Origin of the sequence: Herbidospora sp. NBRC 101105 (assembly GCF_030269205.1) — a bacterium.
GTDB lineage: Bacteria > Actinomycetota > Actinomycetes > Streptosporangiales > Streptosporangiaceae > Herbidospora > Herbidospora solisilvae.
In genome coordinates this window covers 339,934-359,146 of record NZ_BSSX01000010.1, presented here as the reverse complement: position 1 = coordinate 359,146, position 19,213 = coordinate 339,934, and the positions used below count along the sequence as shown (strand labels likewise).

Genomic DNA, 19,213 nt, shown 5'->3' with positions numbered 1-19,213 from the left:
GGGTCAGGCGCCGCTGGTCACCCGGTAGACGTCGTAGACGCCCGGGATGTTGCGCACCGCCTTGAGCACGTGGCCCAGGTGCTTGGGGTCGCCCATCTCGAAGGTGAACTTGCTGACCGCCACCCGGTCGCGCGAGGTCGTCACCGACGCCGACAGGATGTTGACGTGGTGGTCGGACAACGTCCGGGTCACGTCGGAGAGCAACCGGGGCCGGTCGAGCGCCTCGACCTGGATGGCCACCAGGAACACCGAGTCGTCGCCGGGCGACCAGGCCACCTCGACGAGCCGCTCGGGCTGCTCCTGGAGCTGACCCACGTTGGCGCAGTCGACCCGGTGCACCGAGACGCCGTGGCCGCGGGTCACGAAGCCGGTGATGTCGTCGCCCGGGACGGGCGTGCAGCACCGCGACAGCCGCACCCACACGTCGGGGTCGCCCGCCACCATGACACCCGCGTTGGTGCCGGCCCTGGGACGCCCCTTGAGCTGCGTGGGCAGCGCCGCCTCGGCGATGTCCTCCTCGGCCCCCTCGACCCCTCCCAGGGCCTGTACGAGCTTGTGGACGACCGCCTGGGCCGCGATGTGGCCCTCGCCCACCGCCGCGTAGAGCGCCGACACGTCGACGTAGTGCAGATCACGGGCCAGGGCGAGCAGCGCCTCCCCCGACATGAGCCGCTGGAGCGGCAGGCCCTGCTTGCGCATCGCCCGCCCGATGGCCTCCTTGCCGGCCTCGATCGCGGTCTCGCGGCGCTCCTTGGAGAACCACTGGCGGATCTTGTTGCGGGCCCGGCCCGACTTGACGAACTTCAGCCAGTCGCGCGAGGGCCCCGCGTCGGGCGACTTCGAGGTGAAGATCTCGACCGTGTCGCCGTTGCCCAGGCGCGACTCCAGCGGCACCAGCCGCCCGTTGACCCGGGCGCCGATGCAGCGGTGGCCGACCTCGGTGTGGACGGCGTAGGCGAAGTCGACCGGGGTGGCGCCGTCGGGCAGCGCGATGACCTGGCCGCGCGGGGTGAAGACGAACACCTCGGAGACCGACAGGTCGAAGCGCAGCGACTCGAGGAACTCGCCCGGGTCGGAGGTCTCCTTCTGCCAGTCGAGGAGCTGGCGCAGCCACGCCATGTCGTTGACGTCCTTGACCTTGCCGCCCGGGTTGGAGGCGACCATCTCCTCCTTGTACTTCCAGTGGGCGGCGACGCCGTATTCGGCGCGGTGGTGCATCGCGCGGGTGCGGATCTGCAGCTCGACCGGCTTGCCCTCGGGCCCGATGACCGTCGTGTGGAGCGACTGGTACATGTTGAACTTGGGCATCGCTATGTAGTCCTTGAACCGGCCGGGCACCGGGTTCCACCGCGCGTGGATCGTTCCGAGCGCGGCGTAGCAGTCGCGCACCGTGTCGACCAGCACCCTGATGCCCACCAGGTCGTAGATGTCGTCGAAGGCGACGCCCTTGGCGATCATCTTCTGATAGATCGAGTAGTAGTGCTTGGGGCGGCCCTTCACGGTCGCCCGGATCTTCTGCTCCCGCAGGTCGGAGTGGACGTTCTCGATCACTTCCTGGAGGAACAGGTCGCGCCGGGGGGCGCGCTCGGAGACCATGCGGGCGATCTCGTCGTAGCGCTTGGGGAAGAGCATGGTGAACGCGAGGTCCTCCAGCTCCCACTTGATCGTGTTCATGCCCAGGCGGTGGGCCAGCGGCGCGAAGATCTCCAGCGTCTCGCGCGACTTCTGCTGCCGCTTGTGCTCGGGCATGTAGCGCATGGTGCGCATGTTGTGGAGCCGGTCGGCCAGCTTGATCACCAGCACGCGGATGTCGCGGCTCATCGCCACGACCATCTTGCGCACCGTCTCGGCCTGCGCGGCGTCGCCGAACTTGACCTTGTCGAGCTTGGTCACGCCGTCGACGAGCAGGGCGATGTTCTCGCCGAAGTCGGCGCGCAGCTCGTCGAGGCCGTAGGCGGTGTCCTCCACGGTGTCGTGGAGGAGCGCCGCGCACAGGGTCTCGTCGTCGGTGCCCAGCTCGGCCAGGATGGTCGCCACGGCCAGCGGATGGGTGATGTAGGGGTCACCGCTCTTCCGCTTCTGGTCGCGGTGGTGGTAGGCCGCCGTCTCGTAGGCACGCTCGATCAGCCGCAGATCGGCCTTGGGGTGAGTGGCCCGGACCGTCTTGAACAGGGGCTCGAGGACGGGGTTCATCGCACCCCACTGCCCCCCGAACCGGCCCAGCCTGCGCCGGACGGCCGTCCCCTTCTCCGGGGGCGCCGCCTCGGCGGGCACGTCGGGAACCGGCGCGCCGGGCGATTCGACGGGCGCGTTGCCCGGGGCCACATCACGGGGCACTCAGACTCCTCACATTCGAGTCCAGATCACTCAGTGTAGGTCAAACGGTAACCAAAGCTCTGACGTCGAGATCGGGCAGCCTCTCCCTACCGGGGAGGAAGGACAACTCCATCAGGAAGCTCACGGCCACCACCTCGGCGCCGGCCCGCCGCACCAGGTCGACCGCCGCGGCAGCCGTGCCGCCGGTCGCCAGGACGTCGTCGACCACCAGGACCCGCTCGCCCGGGGCGAACGCGTCGGCGTGGACCTCGATCGTCGCGGAGCCGTATTCCAGATCGTAGGACGCCTCAAGCGTCTCGGCGGGCAGTTTGCCCTTCTTGCGTACCGGCACGAAGCCCGCGCCCCTTCTGAGGGCCACGGGGGCGGCCAGGATGAACCCCCTGGCCTCGATGCCGACCACCTTGTCGAAGGAGTACCCCTCAGCCAGGTCGTCGACGACCGTGGTGAACGCTGCCGGGTCGGCCAGCAGGGGGGTGATGTCCTTGAACAGGATGCCAGGCTGCGGATAGTCGGGAACGTCCCTGATCAGCGAGATCCACTCGGTCACCTGCCAACACTAATGGCTACTCAAAAGCGAACGCCCCACGGGCTCCCGATCTTCCCGGGTGCCCGCGGGGCCTCGTCCAGCGTTTGCTACTTCTTCGCGTGCTCTTTCTTCTCCTTGGCGGAGGCCTGCTTGGCCTCGGAGGCCTCACGCTGGGCCACCCGCTTGGCGAGGGCGATCCACTGAGGCTCGCGCTCCTTGAGCGACACCAGGATCGGGGTCGCCACACAGAGCGAGGAGTAGGTGCCGACGAGCATGCCGACGAACAGGGCCAGCGAGAGGTCCTTCAGCACACCGGCGCCGAGCAGCGTGGTCCCGATGAACAGGATCGCCGCGACCGGCAGGATCGCCACCAGCGAGGTGTTGAGCGACCGGATCAGGGTGTGGCTCAGGGCGTTGTTGGCCGCCTGGGTGTAGGTCATCTTCGCCGACGTCTTCAGCGGGGTCGTGACCTCCTTGATCATGTCGAACACGACGACCGCGTCGTAGAGCGAATAACCGAGGATGGTCAGGAAGCCCAGCATGGTCGCCGGGGTGACCTCGAAGCCCGACCAGGAGTAGACGCCCGCCGTGATCACGAGGTCGTGGATGAGCGCGACGATCGCCGCCAGCGCCATCCGCCACTCGAACGCCATGCTCAGGTAGAGCATGATCGCGACCATGAAGACGATCAGGCCGATCCAGGCCTTGGTGGAGACCTCGCCACCCCACGTCGCACCGATCACCTGGGTGCTCACGTCGTTGGGCTGGAGCTTGTACTCACCCGCGACCGTCTGCTGGACCTTGGTGACCTCGGGGCCCTCCAGGCTCTCGGTGGTCACCCGCCAGTTGGGCCCGGCCTCCTGCACGATCACCTGGTGGGGACCGGCCGAGCCGACCACCTCGCGCACCTGCTCGATGGACGAGCCGGGCGTGCGGGTGAAGTCGAAGACCGAGCCGCCGGTGAACTCGACGCCCAGGTTGAGCGGCTTGATGAACAGACCCGCGATCGAGATGACCAGCAGCGCGATCGACAGGCCGTACCAGAGCTTGCGCTTACCGACGAAGTCGATGTCGATGTCGCCGCGGTAGAGGCGGCGCGCGAGGCCCGTGGCCATCACGCCTCCTGGAGGGTCGAGGTGGACGACGAATCGGTGCGCGCCATGCGCTCGGCGTCGAGTCCGGACAGCGGGTGGCCCTTGGCGAAGAACTTCATGCGCGCCACCAGCGACATGAGCGGCTTGGTGAAGAGGAACACCACCACGATGTCGATGACCGTCGTCAGGCCCATCGCGAACGCGAAGCCGGCGACGTCACCCACGGCCAGGAAGTAGAGCACCAGGGCCGCGATGAACATGACCGCGTCGGCCACGAGGATCGTGCGGCGGGCCCGCTTCCAGGCCACCTCGACGGCCGTGCGCAGGCTGCGCCGGCCCTCCTTCATCTCGTCTCGGATGCGCTCGAAGTAGACGATGAAGGAGTCGGCGGTGATGCCGATCGAGACCACCAGGCCGATGATGTGCGGCAGCGACAGGCGGAAGCCCGCGTTGGCGCTGAGCACCACCACCGACAGGTAGGTGACGACCGTCGCGACCATGAGGCTGGCGATGCCGACCAGGCCGAGGCCGCGGTAGTAGAGCAGCAGGTAGAGCATGACGATCACGAGGCCGATGCCGCCCGCGATCAGACCGCCGCGGAGCTGGTCGGCGCCGAGGGTCGAGGAGACCGACACCGTCGAGCTGACCTTGAACTTCAGCGGCAGCGCGCCGTACTTGAGCTGGTCGGCCAGCTCGGTCGCGGTCTGCGAGGTGAAGCTGCCGGAGATCTCGGTCTTGCCGCCGGTGATGCGGCCGTTGGAGACCGGGGCCGTGACGACCACGCCGTCGAGCACCGCGCCGATCTGGTTGCGCGGCGGCTGGCTGTTGAAGGTCTTGTTGGTCAGCTCGGACCACTTCGTGGCGCCCGCGCTCTTGAAGTCGAGGTTGACGACCCACTCGCCGGTGTCCTGGCGCACGCCGGACGAGGCGGTGCTGATCTCCGAACCCTGGACCGCGGCCACGTCGAGGATGTACTTGGCGGTGCCGCTCTCGTCACACGCCGCGAACTGCTTGTTCGGGTCGTCGAGGACGCCCGCGCCCTTGTTGTTGGCCGTGCACTTGAGGTCTTTGAACTGCTGCAGGACGGCCGGGTCGATGCCCGACAGGTCCTGGCCCGCCAGCGGGTCGGCGGCGGCGTTCGGGTCGGCCGAGGGCTGCGTCGTCACGAGCGGCGAGGCGGCCGGGCTGGGCTCGGCGTTCTTCTTCTTGCCGTTGCCCTGCTGGTTGCCGCCCTGCTGGTTGTTCCCCTGCTGGTTGTTCCCCTGGCCCGCCTCGGCGCTCGCACCCGGCGAGGGCGCCTGAAGGGCCTTGGAGACCGCCCGGCCCGCCGGGCTGGCGGCCGGAGAGGCGGCGGCCGAGGGCGTCACGGCCGGGAGCGTGCCCGACGGGGCCGGCGAGGCCGCGTCGCTGGGCAGCGCGGCCGGCTGCTCCTGGGCCGGGGCGACGGCGAGCACCTGGCGGAAGCGGAGCTCGGCGGTCGTGGCCACCAGCTTCAACGCCTCTTCCTGACCCGCGCCCGGGATCTGGATCAGGATGTTGTCACTGGCCCTCGCGACCTGGGCGTCGGAGATGCCCTGCCCGTTGACGCGGTCACGGATGATGTTGACGGCCCGATCGAGGCTCTCTTGCGAGGGCGCCTTGTTGTCGAGGGTCTGAGGCGAGAGCGTGACTGTCGTGCCGCCCGCGAGGTCAAGACCGAACTTCGGGATGTACGCGTTCTGCAGGACCACGGCCGCGCCCATGGCGGCGATGATCGCCAGAAGAAGCAGGAGCGTGCGTCCCGGCTTGATCTGGCTGCTGGTCGGTGGGGCCACTGGTGGTCAGTCTTTCGTCAAGGGGTCTTCAATGAGGGTACTCAGGACTTGCGGGTGCTGGAGTCTCCAGTCTCCGGGCTTTCCGCGACGTTGTCGCCGTCGGATTTCTCATCGGTCTCGGTCGAGTCGATGGCGTCGCCGGGCTCCTCGGTGAGGACGCGGCCGATGGCCGCCTTGACCCAGCGGGTCTCGATGCCGGGCGCCACCTCGAGGATGACGTCGTCGTCGGCGAAGCCCACCACGGTGCCGAACAGACCCGTCGTGGTCATCACGCGGGAACCCACGCTGAGCGAGTTCTGCATCGCGACCTGCTCCTGCTGCCGCTTCCGCTGGGGGCGGATCAGCAGGAAGTAGAAGACCACGAAGAGCAGGACGATCGGGAGTAGCTGCGCAAGCCCTTCCACGGGGCTCTCCTTCGTTGAAGAGATGACCGGCCATTCGCCGGAGGTCACACGAGGTTTTGACGCCGGTCCGGGCCACACGCTCGGCACGTCACCTTACATAGCGAGCCTAGCCACCCAGCCAAGCCACGCAGTGTAGGCGAGCTGTCAGAACCCCGGCAACGAGGCCACGATCCGCCGCGCGGGAAAGTTCCGTTTTCACGCCTATTGCAACCATTCCGTGATCCCCAAGGTCCTTTCCGGCATCACTGTGGGTTATCAGGGGGGGTCGTCGAAGGCGACGCCGGCCCCGAACGCGTCGGGCGGCGGGACCAGCCCCAGATGAACCCAGGCGGCGGCCGTGGCGACGCGCCCGCGCGGGGTCCGGGCGAGCAGCCCCTGCCGGACCAGGAACGGCTCGGCCACCACCTCGACGGTCTCGGGCTCCTCGCCGACGGCTACGGCCAGTGTCGACAACCCGACGGGCCCGCCGCCGAACTTGCGCAGCAGCGCGCCCAGGACCGCCCGGTCGAGCCGGTCGAGGCCCTCGGCGTCGACTTCGTAAAGATTCAGCGCGGCCGCGGCGATCTCCCGGGTGATCAGCCCGTCGGCGCGCACCTCGGCGAAGTCGCGGACCCGCCGCAGCAGCCGGTTGGCGATGCGGGGGGTGCCCCGGGAGCGGCCGGCGATCTCGGCGGCCCCCTCTTCCGGCAGGTGGACGCCGAGCAGGCGGGACGACCGGTGGAGCACGGTCTCGAGTTCGCCCTGGTCGTAGAACTCCATGTGGGCGGTGAAGCCGAAGCGGTCGCGCAGCGGGGCCGGCAGCAGGCCCGCGCGGGTGGTGGCCCCGACGAGGGTGAACGGGGCCACCTCCAGCGGGATCGCCGTCGCGCCGGGCCCCTTGCCGACGACGATGTCGACCCGGAAGTCCTCCATCGCCAGGTAGAGCATCTCTTCGGCGGGCCGCGCCATGCGGTGGATCTCGTCGATGAAGAGCACTTCGCCGTCGGTCAGCGTCGACAGGATCGCGGCCAGGTCGCCGGCCCGCTCCAGCGCCGGCCCCGAGGTCACCCGCAGCGGGGCCCCCAGCTCGGCGGCGATGATCATGGCGAGGGTGGTCTTCCCGAGGCCGGGCGGCCCGCTCATCAGCACGTGGTCGGGCGGCCGGTTGCGCCGCAGCGCCCCTTCGAGCACGAGGGAGAGCTGCTCCCTGACCCGGGGCTGCCCGATGAACTCGGCCAGCCGCTTGGGCCGCAACGCCGCCTCGATCAGCCGCTCGTCGCCCTGGACGTCGGCGGAGACCAGCTCCCGCTCGAAGGAGCCGGCGATCTCGACCTCGTAGGACCCGTCGCCGGACCCGTGGATCGACCCTTCGCGGAACCCGCCGGGCGAGCCGGGCGACAGGTCGGCACGGCCGCGAGAGGACTCGGCCGGGATGCCCGGCGGTGAATCTTTCATCGCACGCTCAGCGCCCGGAGGGCGGCCTTCAGCAGCGGCGCGATCTGGGGCTGGCGCCCGGCGGCCAGCTCGGCCTCGGCCTCGGGGGTGACGACGGCGAGGGCCTCGTCGGCGTCGCGCGCGGAGTAGCCGAGCCCGACGAGACCGGAATGCACCTGCTCACGCCAGACGGCCTCGCGGGCGGGCCCGTTGATCGCGGCGTTGACGACCTCTTCGGGGGTGCCCAGCTTGCCCTTGAGTTCGAGCACGAGGCGCTGCGCGCCCTTCTGGCCGATCCCCGGCACCATCTGGAGGGCTTTGAGATCCCCGGAGGCGACCGCGATCCGCAGCGCGTTGGGCGAGTGGACGGCGAGCATCGCCAGCGCGAGCCGGGGCCCGATGCCGCTGGCGGTCTGCAGCATCTCGAACACCACCCGCTCGTCGTCGGAGGCGAACCCGTAGAGGGTCAGCGACTCCTCGCGGACGACCAGCGAGGTCGACAAGCGGCCGTTCTCCCCCACCCGCAGCAGGCCCAGCGTGCCGGGCGTGCAGTGGACGAGGACGCCCACCCCCCCGACCTCGACCACGGCGGCGTCGGGGGCGATGGCGGTGACCAGACCGGACACCGATGCGATCATCAGGCGCTCCCGGGATTGCGGACAAGGACCGGAAGGACGTCCCGGCCCGGACGGACGGACGGCCGGAACGGGGGGCACGCTCCACGAACGCCGACCGCCCCGGCCACCTCGCGACCCCCGTCGCAGGCGATCAGCGGCGGGCACGGTCTCACCGCGGGCTCCGGCCGGATCGGGCCGTCGCCACGGCGCTCGCCAGGCGGTTCTGCACTCCCCCGCGCCACACGTGGCAGATGGCCAGCGCCAGGGCGTCGGCGGCGTCGGCGGGTTTGGGCATGGCGTCGAGGCGGAGGATGCGGGTGACCATGGTGCCGACCTGCTTCTTGTCGGCGGTGCCGCTGCCGGTGACCGCCGCCTTGACCTCGGAGGGCGTGTGGAGCGCCACGGGCAGCCCGCGGCGGGACGCGCAGAGGATGGCCACGGCAGCCGACTGGGCGGTGCCCATGACGGTCCGGACGTTGTGCTGCGCGAACACCCGCTCGACGGCCACCGCGTCGGGTGTGGTCTCGTCGAGCCACTTCTCCAGGCCGCGCTCGACGGCCACCAGGCGGGCGCCGATCTCGTCGTCTGCCGGGGTGCGGATCACGCCGACGGCCACCAGGCGGGCGGGCGATCCGGGGCGGCCCTCGACGACGCCGACGCCGCAGCGGGTGAGCCCGGGGTCGACACCCAGCACGCGCACCTGCGGCCCCCTTCCGCTCCGAACATGTGTTCGGCGATCTTACACTAGAAGTAATCGAGCAGGTACGGCTTCGCCGCGAACACCGCGTCCAACGTGTCGTCGAACACCGTGGAGCCGGTCAGCCCGCCCGACAGGCGGAGGGTGGCGGCGGGCACGCCGGCGTACAGGGCCGAGAGGGCGTTGATCGTGAGGGCCGGGCCGGTGCCCGTGCCCTTCGTCAGGGCGCCCGCGCCGTCGGCGACCTCCAGGAGCCAGGTGCCGTCGTTGGCCGGGCGGGCCGGGTCGGTGAGCTCGAAGGGGACCGAGGCGGTCACCGCCGGGGAGTAGCCGCGCCGGGCGATCGCGTCGGCGGGGTCGACGAGGCGGAACATCCAGCGGGTGGACGACACGACGTCCTTGGAGCGTTCGCGCAGCAGCCACAGGACCGGGTCGTCGGGGGCGACGGTGGCGGTCACCCGCTTGGCGACCGACGAGGAGGTGCCCACGAGGGCCCACAGGGCCCGTGTGGTGGCCTCGGAGGCGGCGACGAGGCTGTCGACCTCGATGTCGCCGCCCGACCAGCGGTAGATCACGTAGCCGTCGTCGGCGAGGTAGCAGAAGTCGTCGTCGTCCTCCAGCCAGACCCGCCAGGTCTCCGGGCTGTAGGAGAGCGGGCCGGAGGCGCGGGTGGCGGCGTGGACGCGGCCGATCAGCGCCACCAGCTCGTCGGTGTCGGCCGGGCCCATGCGGCGCAGCGCGACCGGCCCGCCGGGGGCGATGGTCCGCAGCGCCTCGGTGGGCAGGGTCGCGATCAGGCGGCTGCCGGCGTGCTCGAAGCCCGCGCTCCGGTAGACGGGGGTGGTCGCCGGGTAGAGCGCCGAGACCGCCGAGCCGAGGTCGGAGCAGCGGTCGAGCACGGCGGTCATCAGCAGGCGGCCGACGCCCCTCCCCCGGTCCTCGGGCGCGACGGTGACGCCGGCCACGCCGCCCATGGGCTGCGGGCGGCCGTGCCACCACTGCGTGAAGGGGTTGAGCCGGGCCGTGGCGACCAGGCGGGCGCCGTCGAAGACCCCCAGGCAGCGGCCCTGGGCCAGCAGCGGCGTGACCATGCGGCGCCAGACCGCGGCGTCGGACGCCGAGAGTGGCCCGAAGGCCCGCTTGCGGTTGTCGAGCACCGCGTCGAGATCGTCTTCGCCGAGATCACGGATGTCCACGGGACGACAACCTACGCAGGCCTTACAGAACCGCGCAAACCCGCCGGTTTCAGGCGTCGAGCTTGGCCAGGATCTCGTCGGAGACGTCGGCGTTGGCGTAGACGTTCTGCACGTCGTCGCTGTCTTCGAGCGCGTCGATCAGCTTGAAGACCTTGCGGGCGGTGTCTTCGTCGACCGGGACGTTGATCGTCGGCAGGAAGCTGCTGTCGGCCGAGTCGTAGTCGATGCCGGCGTCCTGGAGGGCCTTGCGGACCGGCACGAGGTCGCTGGCCTCGGTCACGATCTCGAACGACTCGCCCAGGTCGTTGACCTCTTCGGCGCCCGCCTCCAGGACCACTTCGAGGACCTGGTCCTCGGTGAGCTCGACGCGGCCGGCCTTGGTCTCCGACACCAGCTTGGGCACCAGGATGACGCCCTTGCGGTTGAACATGTAGGACACCGAGTTGGGGTCGGCCAGCGAGCCGCCGTTGCGGGTCAGCGCGACCCGGACCTCGGAGGCCGCGCGGTTGCGGTTGTCGGTGAGGCACTCGATGAGCATGGCGACGCCGCTCGGGCCGTAGCCCTCGTACATGATCGTCTGCCAGTCGGCGCCGCCGGCCTCCAGACCGCCGCCGCGCTTGCGGGCGCGCTCGATGTTGTCGACCGGGACCGAGCTCTTGCGGGCCTTGGTGATGGCGTCGTAGAGGGTCGGGTTGCCATCAGGGTCGGGGCCACCGGTCCTGGCCGCCACTTCGATGTTCTTGATGAGCTTGGCGAACAGCTTCCCGCGCTTGGCGTCGAGCGCGGCCTTCTTGTGCTTCGTCGTCGCCCATTTGGAGTGGCCGGACATCGGCTAGAGCTCCCTTACCATCTCAACGAAATACGAGTGGACCCGCGCGTCGCCGGTCAGTTCCGGATGGAACGACGTGGCGAGCAGCGGGCCTTGGCGGACCGCGACGATCCTATCCCCGGCGCGGGCCAGCACTTCGACATCGTTTCCGACGGACTCGACCCAGGGCGCCCGGATGAAGATCGCCCGGAAGCCCTGAATCCCCGGGAGGTCCAGATCGTACTCGAAGGAGTCGACCTGGCGCCCGAAGGCGTTGCGGCGCACGACCATGTCGAGGCCGCCCAGGGTCTGCTGGCCCTCGATGCCGCCCTCGATGCGGTCGGCCAGCATGATCATGCCGGCGCAGGAGCCGTAGGCGGGCATGCCCGCCTTCACCCGCTGCTGGATGGGGTCGAACATCTCGAAGGCGACCGCGAGCTTCCACATCGTGGTCGACTCGCCGCCCGGGATGACCAGGGCGTCGACCTGGTCGAGCTCCTCGGGACGGCGGACCGCCACCGCCACGGCGCCCGACTCCACCAGGGAACGGGCGTGCTCGCGGACGTCGCCCTGGAGCGCGAGCACGCCGACCGTGGGGGTGCTCACCAGCCGCGCTCGGCCAGGCGGTGGGGCACCGGGATGTCGTCGACGTTGATGCCGACCATGGCCTCGCCGAGGCCGCGCGAGACCTTGGCGATCACGTCGGGGTCGTCGAAGAACGTGGTGGCCTTGACGATCGCGGCGGCCCGCTGGGCGGGGTTGCCCGACTTGAAGATGCCCGAGCCGACGAACACGCCCTCGGCGCCGAGCTGCATCATCATGGCGGCGTCGGCCGGGGTGGCGATGCCGCCCGCGGTGAACAGCACGACCGGCAGCTTGCCCTCGCGGGCGACCTCGGCGACCAGCTCGTAGGGCGCCTGCAGCTCCTTGGCCGCGACGTAGAGCTCGTCCTCGGGCAGCGAGGAGAGGCGCTTGAGCTCGGCGCGGATGGTGCGCATGTGGGTGACGGCGTTGGAGACGTCGCCGGTGCCGGCCTCGCCCTTGGAGCGGATCATGGCCGCGCCCTCGGTGATGCGGCGCAGGGCCTCGCCCAGGTTGGTGGCGCCGCACACGAACGGCACGGTGAAGCGCCACTTGTCGATGTGGTTGGCGTAGTCGGCCGGGGTGAGCACCTCGGACTCGTCGACGTAGTCGACGCCGAGCGACTGCAGGACCTGGGCCTCGGCGAAGTGGCCGATGCGGGCCTTGGCCATGACCGGGATCGAGACGGCGGAGATGATGCCGTCGATCATGTCGGGGTCGCTCATGCGGGACACGCCGCCCTGCGCGCGGATGTCGGCGGGCACCCGCTCCAGCGCCATGACGGCGACCGCGCCGGCGTCTTCGGCGATCTTGGCCTGGTCGGGCGTGACGACGTCCATGATCACGCCGCCCTTGAGCATCTCGGCCATGCCGCGCTTCACACGCGCGGTGCCGACGGACGGGGTCGTTTCGGGGCTGGACACGGCGCTACCTCACTCGAGGGGACTGGTGAATTGGTTCTATATTAGGCGCCCGAGCGAACCAAAACGACAGTCCATTTCGTACCGAAAGACTGGCGGAACCGGACAGTCTGTCTACGGCGCGACCGGGGTCCTGGACGCCAGCACCACCCAGACCTGACCGCGCGCGAAGGGCATCGGGGTGCCGTCGGCCAGCGTGAACGTGGTCCCGTCCTCCTCCGTCGGGCGCTGCCAGCGGACCTTGTAGGCCTGGCCGTCGCGCAGCACGACGCCGGTGCCCTTGCCGGTCGAGTGGACCAATGGCGTGTAGCTGCCGGTGAAGTCGTGGAACTGCGAGCGCTCGGTCTTGGTGTACTGCACGACCACGGTCGCGGGGGCGATCTGGCCGCCCTCGGCGGCCATGTCCTTCTCGCCGTCCTGGACGACGGCCCACTTCTTGGCGCCGGCGTTCCACTGGAAGGTGAAGGTCGCGGCCGGATACTTCACCGTGTAGCGCCGGATCGGCTTGCCGCCCTCCGGGGCCTCGTCGGAGAAGGTGAACCCGATGTCCTTCGCCCGGCTGGCCTTGGCGCCCTTGAGGAGCTGGGCGGGGCGGCCGACCAGGTTGTAGGGGGCGACCCGGCCCGGGTAGCGGAAGTAGGCGCCGGGGGCCGAGCTGTCGGAGACGTCGACCAGCGAGGCCTGCTGGACGAACGGGATCATCTTGGTCTGCACGCCCGAGTAGGCCAGGGCGGGCTTGCCGAACATCGGCAGGATGTGCAGGTCGGAGATGCGGGCCGAGCGGACCGGGCCGACCTCCTTGGGCAGTCTGGAGGAGAAGATCGCCATCAACCGGGTCAGGCCGCCCTCGACCTGCTCCACGTAGACGATGTCGGCGGACTTCACGCCGATCTGCGGCTTGCCCGAGTGGGTGTTCTCGATCTTGACGGCCAGCACCGGCTTGCGGGCGGCGACCGGCATGCCGGTGAAGGGGTGCTCCGGGGGCTTGGTCGGCGAGGCCGACGCGGTGACATCGGCGGCCTGCGGCGTCGTGCCGGGGTTGCCGCTCTCGCCCCCCGACGAGCACGCGGTGGTCAGCAGTGTCGCCGCCGCGAGCATGAGAACGCCCATCCGATGTGCCCGCACGGACAACTCCTCCCGAGTCCCGAAAAATCGGCGCTAGCTTACCGGCGCTAGCTGGTAATTCGGTCAGAGTCCGTCAAGTCGGTCAGGCGCCCGCCATGGCCTTCGGAGGGTCGTCGTCGATGTCGAAGAACTCGGGGTAGGGCGTGTGCCCGGCCAGCCGCAGCACCCGGGCCAGGAAGCGGCGCTGGGCGACCCGGGTGACGTCGACGGCGTTGTTGTAGAACCGGCGCGAGTAGACCACCTTGGCCACCGCGGCGTCGAGCTCGGCCAGCAGCTCGGGGGCCTGCACCTTCTCGGCGAAGGTCTCCTGGTCGACGACCGCCCGGAGGGTGCGCGACAGGTCGCTCTCGGCGTGCTCGCGCTCGTCGGGACCGGCCGTACGCGCCTCGTGCGCCGCCGCCGCCAGCACCAGCGACGTGGCCGGGTCGAGCAGGCGCGAGCCCGCCAGCTCCAGGCTGACCGCGGCCCGCCGCAGGAGCGCGGCGTCGAGGGCGGCGTGGGCGGTCTCCAGGCGGATGTGCAGCCGGTCGAGCCGCCCGGCCCGCCACGAGATGTAGACGGCCGTCAGCACGATCACCACGCCGACGACCAGGATGACCGTGGTGTTCACTACTCGTCCTCCACGCCGACGGGGACGCCGGTGACGGTCTCGTAGACCCGCAGGACGTCGCGGGCGACGGTCGACCAGTCGTACTTGCGGACGGCGAGGCGGGCCTCGTCGGAGTATTTGGCCCGGCGCTGCGGATCGTCGAGCAGCCGGGCCGCCTCGCGGGCCAGCGCGGCGGCGTCGCCGGTGGCGAACAGGGCCCCGGCCTGGCCGTCGCCGAGCACCCTGCGGAAGGCCGGGATGTCGCTGGCCAGGATGGTCGCGCCCGCCGACATGGCCTCGGTCAGCACGATGCCGAAGCTCTCGCCGCCCAGGTTGGGGGCGACGAAGACGTCGACGGAGTGGAGGGCGCGGATCTTGTCGGCCTCGCTGACCATGCCGAGCAGGCCGACCCGGTCGTGGAGGTTCCTGGGCAGCTTGGCGTAGACGTCGTCGGCGTCGCCGGGCCCCGCGACCAGCAGGCGCACACCGGGCCGCTCGGGGGCCAGCCGGGCGAACGCCTCCAGCAGCACGGCCAGGCCCTTGCGGGGTTCGTCCATCCGCCCGAGGAAGCCCAGGACGGTGCCGTCGGGGCCCCAGCCCGGAAGGGGCTCGGCCTCGGCGTAGCGGTCGACCGTGACCCCGTTGGGGATCAGCACGGCGTCGCCGCCCATGTGCTCGACCAGGGTCTTGCGGGCCGCGTCGGAGACGGCGATCCGGCCGGTGATCTTCTCCAGCGCGGTGTGGAGCACGGGCGCGGTCACCGAGACGGCCCGCGAGCGCTCGTAGGAGGCGTGGAAGGTCGCCACGATCGGGCCCCGCGCCACCCAGCAGGCCAGCAGCCCGACCGACGGCACGGCCGGCTCGTGGACGTGGAGCACGTCGAAGCGGCCCTCGCGGATCCACTTGCGGACCCGGTTGGCCGACAGGAACCCGAAGGTCAGCCGGGCCACCGACCCGTTGTAGGGCACCGGCACGGCCCGGCCGGCCGACACCACGTAGGCCGGCAGCGGCGCGTCGTCACTGGCCGGCGCCATGACCGAGACCCGGTGCCCGTCGTCGATCAGCGCCTCGGCCAGATCGCGCACGTGGGCCTGCACCCCGCCCGGGACGTCCCACATGTAGGGGCAGACGATCCCGATCCTCACGGCCGGGACTCCCTCGGCTCCAGGTCTTCGAGCCACAACCGCTGCAGCATGTGCCAGTCGTCGGGGTGTTCCGCGATGCCCTTCTCGAAGGCGTCGGCCATGCCCTGGGTGAGCTCGACGACCTTCTCCTGCCGGGTCCCCTCAGCCGGCACGGGCACTTCCGGATGAACGTCTAAACCCCACCCGTCGCCGTCGAACCAGATGGTCACGGGCACCAGCGCGGCCCCGGTCTGGAGCGCCAGCAGCGCCGGCCCGGCGGCCATGCGGGTGCGGCGGCCGAAGAAGTCGACCTCGATCCCGCTCTCGGTGAGGTCGCGGTCGGCCGGGAGGCAGGCCACCTTGCCCGCCCGCATGCGCTGGGCGAGGGTGCCGAACGCCTGGGCGCTGCCGCCGCCCTGCTTGGTGAGCGGGAGCACCTCCATGCCGATGGCGGTGCGGAAGGCGACGAACCGCTCGAACAGCGACTCGGGCTTGAGCCGTTCCATGACGGTCGTGAACGGGTGGCCGGACTGCACGAGCCAGACCCCGGCGGCGTCCCAGTTGCCCATGTGGGGCAGCGCGATCACGACGCCCCGGCCCTCGGCGATGGTCTCCATGAGGTAGTCGCCGCCGACGGCGCGGGTCTGAGCGTGGATCTTCTTCGGGTCCATGGCCGGAAGCCGGAAGATCTCCATCCAGTAGCGCATGTAGGAGCGCAGGCCCGCCCGGGAGAGCTCCCGGAGGGACTCCCCCTCGCGGCCGGTCACCTTGGCCAGGTTGGACTCCAGGCGCTGGACCGACCTGCCCCGGCGCCGCCACATGACGTCGGCGATCAGCCGGAACACGAAGGCGGCCACCTTCTCCGGGACGAACCGGACGACGGCCCATCCCACCGTGTAGGCCGACGCCACGATCCGGTCAGCGAGCGTCATGCTCCACCGCCTGCTTGTAGACGACGTGCATGCGCTGCCCCACGGTGATCACGCTGGCGACGGCCAGCCCCCAAAGACCCACAGCCAGAACGTACGGCACGCCCAATCCGTCGAGGAAGGCCACCACGAGGACGACGAGCAGTCGTTCGCCGCGCTCGGCGATGCCGACGTTGGCGGTCATGCCCAGCCCCTCGGCCCGCGCCTTGGCGTAGGAGACGACCGCGCCGCCGACCAGGCAGAGCAGGCCGCCCAGGGCCAGGACGTGCTGGCCGTCGAGGACCAGGTAGATGATCAGGCCGGAGAAGACGCCCGCGTCGGCGACCCGGTCGAGGGTCGAGTCGAGGAAGGCGCCCCAGGTGGAGCCCCTGGTCATCCGGGCCAGGATGCCGTCGAGCAGGTCGGCCAGCACGAAGAAGGTGATCACGAGGCTGCCGGCGACGAGCTGCCCGTGTGGGTAGAACCACAGGGACGAGGCCACCGTGCCGAGTGTTCCGGCGGCGGTGATCATGTTGGGGGTGACGCCATGGCGCGCGAGGAACCGGCCCAGCGGGCTCATGAGCCTGGTCATGGCGGGACGCAGAACGTTCAGCATGGCGGTCTGATCGTAGGGCATGCGCCCGCCCCCACATTCCCCGTCGGGGTCTTGTGATCTGGGCCACAACGGTTAAGGGTGGGTTACACGCGCCTTTCCGATCGTGGTGCGGGGGCGCGTCACAGCAGGCGGCCGGGCGGCCGCCGGTCGTTCACGCGGCCTGCGGCCTCCCCTCCAATCCAGGAGGCGAAAGTGGCGGAGAAGGCCAACGGAGGGACATCGGGAGCCGCGGGCAGGGCACCATCGGCCGATGAGCCGGACATGGTGCGCAACGTCGTGCTCGTCGGCCATTCCGGATCGGGGAAGACGACCCTGGTGGAGGCGCTGCTCGCGGCGACCGGCACCATCCCGCGGACGGGCAGGGTCGAAGACGGCACCACCGTCAGCGACTTCGACGAGGTCGAGGTCCGCCAGCAGCGGTCGGTGAACCTGGCGCTCGCGCCGCTGACCTACAACGGCATAAAGATCAACCTGCTCGACACGCCCGGCTACGCCGACTTCGTGGGGGACCTGCGAGCCGGGCTGCGGGCCGCCGACGCCGCGCTGTTCGTGGTCGCGGCCACCGACGGGGTCGACGGGCTGACCCGCCAGATCTGGGACGAGTGCGCGAGCGTGGGCATGCCGCGCGCGGTCGTCATCACCAAGATCGACCATCAGCGGGCCGACTTCGACGAGGTGCTCACCGCCTGCCAGGACGCCTTCGGCGAGGGCGTCGCGCCGCTCTACCTGCCGCTGGGCGGCGAGGCGCTCGTGGGCCTGCTGTCGCAGCGCGTGTTCGACTACGCCGGCGGCGCCCGTACCGAAAGGGAGCCCGACGCCGAGCAGGCCGCGCTGATCGAGCAGTACCGCGAGGCGCTCATCGAGGGGATCATCCAGGAGAGCGAGGACGAGTCGCTCATGGACCGCTACCTCGCGGGCGAGGAGATCGACACCAAGGTCCTCATCGACGACCTGGAGAAGGCCGTCGCGCGCGGCTCCTTCCACCCGGTGCTGGCGACCGCGCCGGGCGTGGGCATGCCCGAGCTGCTCGAAGTGATCACCCAGGGCTTCCCGTGCCCGCCCGAGCACCGGCTGCCCGAGGTCACGACCATAGACGGCAAGAGCGTCAAGGTCTGCCGGTGCGACCCCGAGGGCCCGCTGGTGGCCGAGGTGGTCAAGACGACCAGCGACCCCTACGTGGGCCGCATCAGCCTGGTGCGCGTCTTCTCGGGGACGCTGCGGCCCGACATGACCGTCCACGTCTCCGGGCACGTGCCCGAGCACGAGCACGACGTCGACGAGCGGGTGGGCGCGTTGTCCTCGCCCCTCGGCAAGACCCAGCGGCCGGTGGGCAAGTGCGTGGCCGGCGACGTGGTGGCGGTGGCCAAGCTCGGCCACGCCGAGACCGGCGACACCCTGTCGGAGAAGGACAACCCGCTGCTCATGGAGCCGTGGCGGATGCCCGAACCGCTGCTGCCCGTCGCGATCAGGGCGAAGTCCAAGGCCGACGAGGACAAACTCTCCCAAGCGCTGAACCGCCTGGTGGCCGAAGACCCGACGCTGCGCCTGGAGAACAACGCCGAGACCCGCCAGCTCGTGCTCTGGTGCATGGGCGAGGCCCACGCCGACGTGCTGCTCGACCGGCTGGCGCGGCGCCACGGCGTCGAGGTGGAGAAGATCGACCTGCGGGTCCCGCTGCGCGAGACCTTCGGCGGCCGGGCCCGGGGCATGGGCCGCAACGTCAAGCAGACCGGCGGCCACGGCCAGTACGCCATCTGCCACCTGGAGATCGAGCCGCTGCCCTCGGGCTCCGGGTTCGAGTTCGTCGACAAGATCGTCGGCGGGGTGGTGCCGCGCCAGTTCATCCCGTCGGTCGAGAAGGGCGTGCGGAGCCAGATGGAGCGCGGCGTGGTGGCCGGCTACCCGATGGTCGACATCAGGGTCACCCTGTACGACGGCAAGGCCCACTCGGTCGACTCCAGCGACATGGCGTTCCAGATCGCGGGCGGGCTGGCCCTGCGCGAGGCGGCCGCGAAGGTGAAGGCGCTGCTGCTCGAACCGGTCGACGAGGTGTCGGTGCTCGTCGACGACGACTACGTCGGCAACGTCATGAGCGACCTGTCGTCGCGGCGCGGACGGGTGCTGGGCACCGAGCCCGTGGGGGTCGGCCGGACGCTGGTCCGGGCCGAGGTGCCGGAACTGGAAATCACCCGATACGCAATAGATCTACGGTCGATGTCACACGGAACCGGAACGTTCACCCGCGCTTTCCTGCGTTATGAACCATTGCCGTCGCACCTCGCGGAAAAGGTCGCCACCCCCGTTGATTAGGGGGTTCCCGGCGTCGTTCGTTTCATCCGAACGGCGCCGGGGCATTTCCTCGCGCGTTGTGTGGAGTCACATCCGCCTCGTATGACGAATTTCGCTATACGGGCGAAGCATTGCCAGGGCGATGCCAGACTGT

At 70.4% G+C, this 19,213-nt stretch carries 18 protein-coding genes; 1 reads left to right on the top strand and 17 read right to left on the bottom strand.

Annotated features, from left to right (window positions below; genetic code table 11):
- Positions 1-3: 3 nt before the first annotated feature.
- From QSK34_RS36120 to pgsA, 17 genes are all read right to left on the bottom strand, one after another.
- Complete coding sequence (locus QSK34_RS36120; protein ID WP_161484284.1) at positions 4-2,193, bottom strand: RelA/SpoT family protein; 2,190 nt, start codon at positions 2,191-2,193, stop codon at positions 4-6.
- A gap of 184 nt (positions 2,194-2,377) precedes the next feature.
- Entirely contained in the window at positions 2,378-2,884 is a 507-nt protein-coding gene (locus QSK34_RS36115) for an adenine phosphoribosyltransferase (RefSeq protein ID WP_285591103.1), read from the bottom strand.
- 86 nt (positions 2,885-2,970) lie between these two features.
- Positions 2,971-3,978, bottom strand: coding sequence for a protein translocase subunit SecF (secF, locus tag QSK34_RS36110; protein WP_285591102.1), 1,008 nt, complete (start codon positions 3,976-3,978; stop codon positions 2,971-2,973).
- Positions 3,978-5,771: a protein translocase subunit SecD gene (gene secD, locus QSK34_RS36105; protein ID WP_285591101.1), complete on the bottom strand. Its 1,794-nt coding sequence runs from the start codon at positions 5,769-5,771 to the stop codon at positions 3,978-3,980. Before secD ends, secF begins: the two co-directional genes overlap by 1 nt.
- A gap of 41 nt (positions 5,772-5,812) precedes the next feature.
- Positions 5,813-6,175 carry a preprotein translocase subunit YajC gene (gene yajC / locus QSK34_RS36100; RefSeq protein WP_285591100.1) on the bottom strand — a complete coding sequence of 121 codons (363 nt, stop codon included), beginning with the start codon at positions 6,173-6,175 and terminating at the stop codon, positions 5,813-5,815.
- A 255-nt stretch (positions 6,176-6,430) separates the two neighbouring features.
- A complete protein-coding gene (gene ruvB / locus QSK34_RS36095) occupies positions 6,431-7,609 on the bottom strand; it encodes a Holliday junction branch migration DNA helicase RuvB (protein ID WP_285591098.1) in 1,179 nt (392 codons plus the stop codon).
- Positions 7,606-8,226: a Holliday junction branch migration protein RuvA gene (gene ruvA / locus QSK34_RS36090; RefSeq protein WP_285591096.1), complete on the bottom strand. Its 621-nt coding sequence runs from the start codon at positions 8,224-8,226 to the stop codon at positions 7,606-7,608. The genes ruvB and ruvA overlap by 4 nt, the downstream gene beginning before the upstream one ends.
- Positions 8,227-8,374: 148 nt before the next feature.
- A complete protein-coding gene (ruvC, locus tag QSK34_RS36085) occupies positions 8,375-8,905 on the bottom strand; it encodes a crossover junction endodeoxyribonuclease RuvC (protein WP_161484266.1) in 531 nt (176 codons plus the stop codon).
- Between the two features lie 44 nt (positions 8,906-8,949).
- Entirely contained in the window at positions 8,950-10,098 is a 1,149-nt protein-coding gene (locus tag QSK34_RS36080) for a GNAT family N-acetyltransferase (RefSeq protein WP_285591093.1), read from the bottom strand.
- A gap of 49 nt (positions 10,099-10,147) precedes the next feature.
- Entirely contained in the window at positions 10,148-10,927 is a 780-nt protein-coding gene (locus tag QSK34_RS36075) for a YebC/PmpR family DNA-binding transcriptional regulator (protein WP_030456900.1), read from the bottom strand.
- Positions 10,928-10,930: 3 nt separating this feature from the next.
- A complete protein-coding gene (gene pdxT, locus QSK34_RS36070; protein ID WP_030456899.1) occupies positions 10,931-11,515 on the bottom strand; it encodes a pyridoxal 5'-phosphate synthase glutaminase subunit PdxT in 585 nt (194 codons plus the stop codon).
- Positions 11,509-12,411: a pyridoxal 5'-phosphate synthase lyase subunit PdxS gene (pdxS, locus tag QSK34_RS36065; RefSeq protein WP_030456898.1), complete on the bottom strand. Its 903-nt coding sequence runs from the start codon at positions 12,409-12,411 to the stop codon at positions 11,509-11,511. Before pdxS ends, pdxT begins: the two co-directional genes overlap by 7 nt.
- A gap of 111 nt (positions 12,412-12,522) precedes the next feature.
- Complete coding sequence (locus QSK34_RS36060; RefSeq protein WP_285591090.1) at positions 12,523-13,533, bottom strand: DUF3048 domain-containing protein; 1,011 nt, start codon at positions 13,531-13,533, stop codon at positions 12,523-12,525.
- 82 nt (positions 13,534-13,615) lie between these two features.
- Positions 13,616-14,143 carry a hypothetical protein gene (locus QSK34_RS36055; protein WP_161484268.1) on the bottom strand — a complete coding sequence of 176 codons (528 nt, stop codon included), beginning with the start codon at positions 14,141-14,143 and terminating at the stop codon, positions 13,616-13,618.
- Positions 14,143-15,267, bottom strand: a complete 1,125-nt coding sequence (locus QSK34_RS36050) for a glycosyltransferase family 4 protein (RefSeq protein WP_285591086.1) — start codon at positions 15,265-15,267, stop codon at positions 14,143-14,145. The genes QSK34_RS36055 and QSK34_RS36050 overlap by 1 nt, the downstream gene beginning before the upstream one ends.
- Positions 15,264-16,178 carry a phosphatidylinositol mannoside acyltransferase gene (locus QSK34_RS36045; RefSeq protein ID WP_285591084.1) on the bottom strand — a complete coding sequence of 305 codons (915 nt, stop codon included), beginning with the start codon at positions 16,176-16,178 and terminating at the stop codon, positions 15,264-15,266. Before QSK34_RS36045 ends, QSK34_RS36050 begins: the two co-directional genes overlap by 4 nt.
- Complete coding sequence (gene pgsA, locus QSK34_RS36040; RefSeq protein WP_285591082.1) at positions 16,165-16,770, bottom strand: phosphatidylinositol phosphate synthase; 606 nt, start codon at positions 16,768-16,770, stop codon at positions 16,165-16,167. The genes QSK34_RS36045 and pgsA overlap by 14 nt, the downstream gene beginning before the upstream one ends.
- A 192-nt stretch (positions 16,771-16,962) precedes the next feature.
- On the opposite strand from pgsA, the gene QSK34_RS36035 reads away from it, so the two are divergent.
- A complete protein-coding gene (locus QSK34_RS36035; protein WP_285591079.1) occupies positions 16,963-19,080 on the top strand; it encodes an elongation factor G-like protein EF-G2 in 2,118 nt (705 codons plus the stop codon).
- The last annotated feature ends 133 nt before the right edge of the window (positions 19,081-19,213 follow it).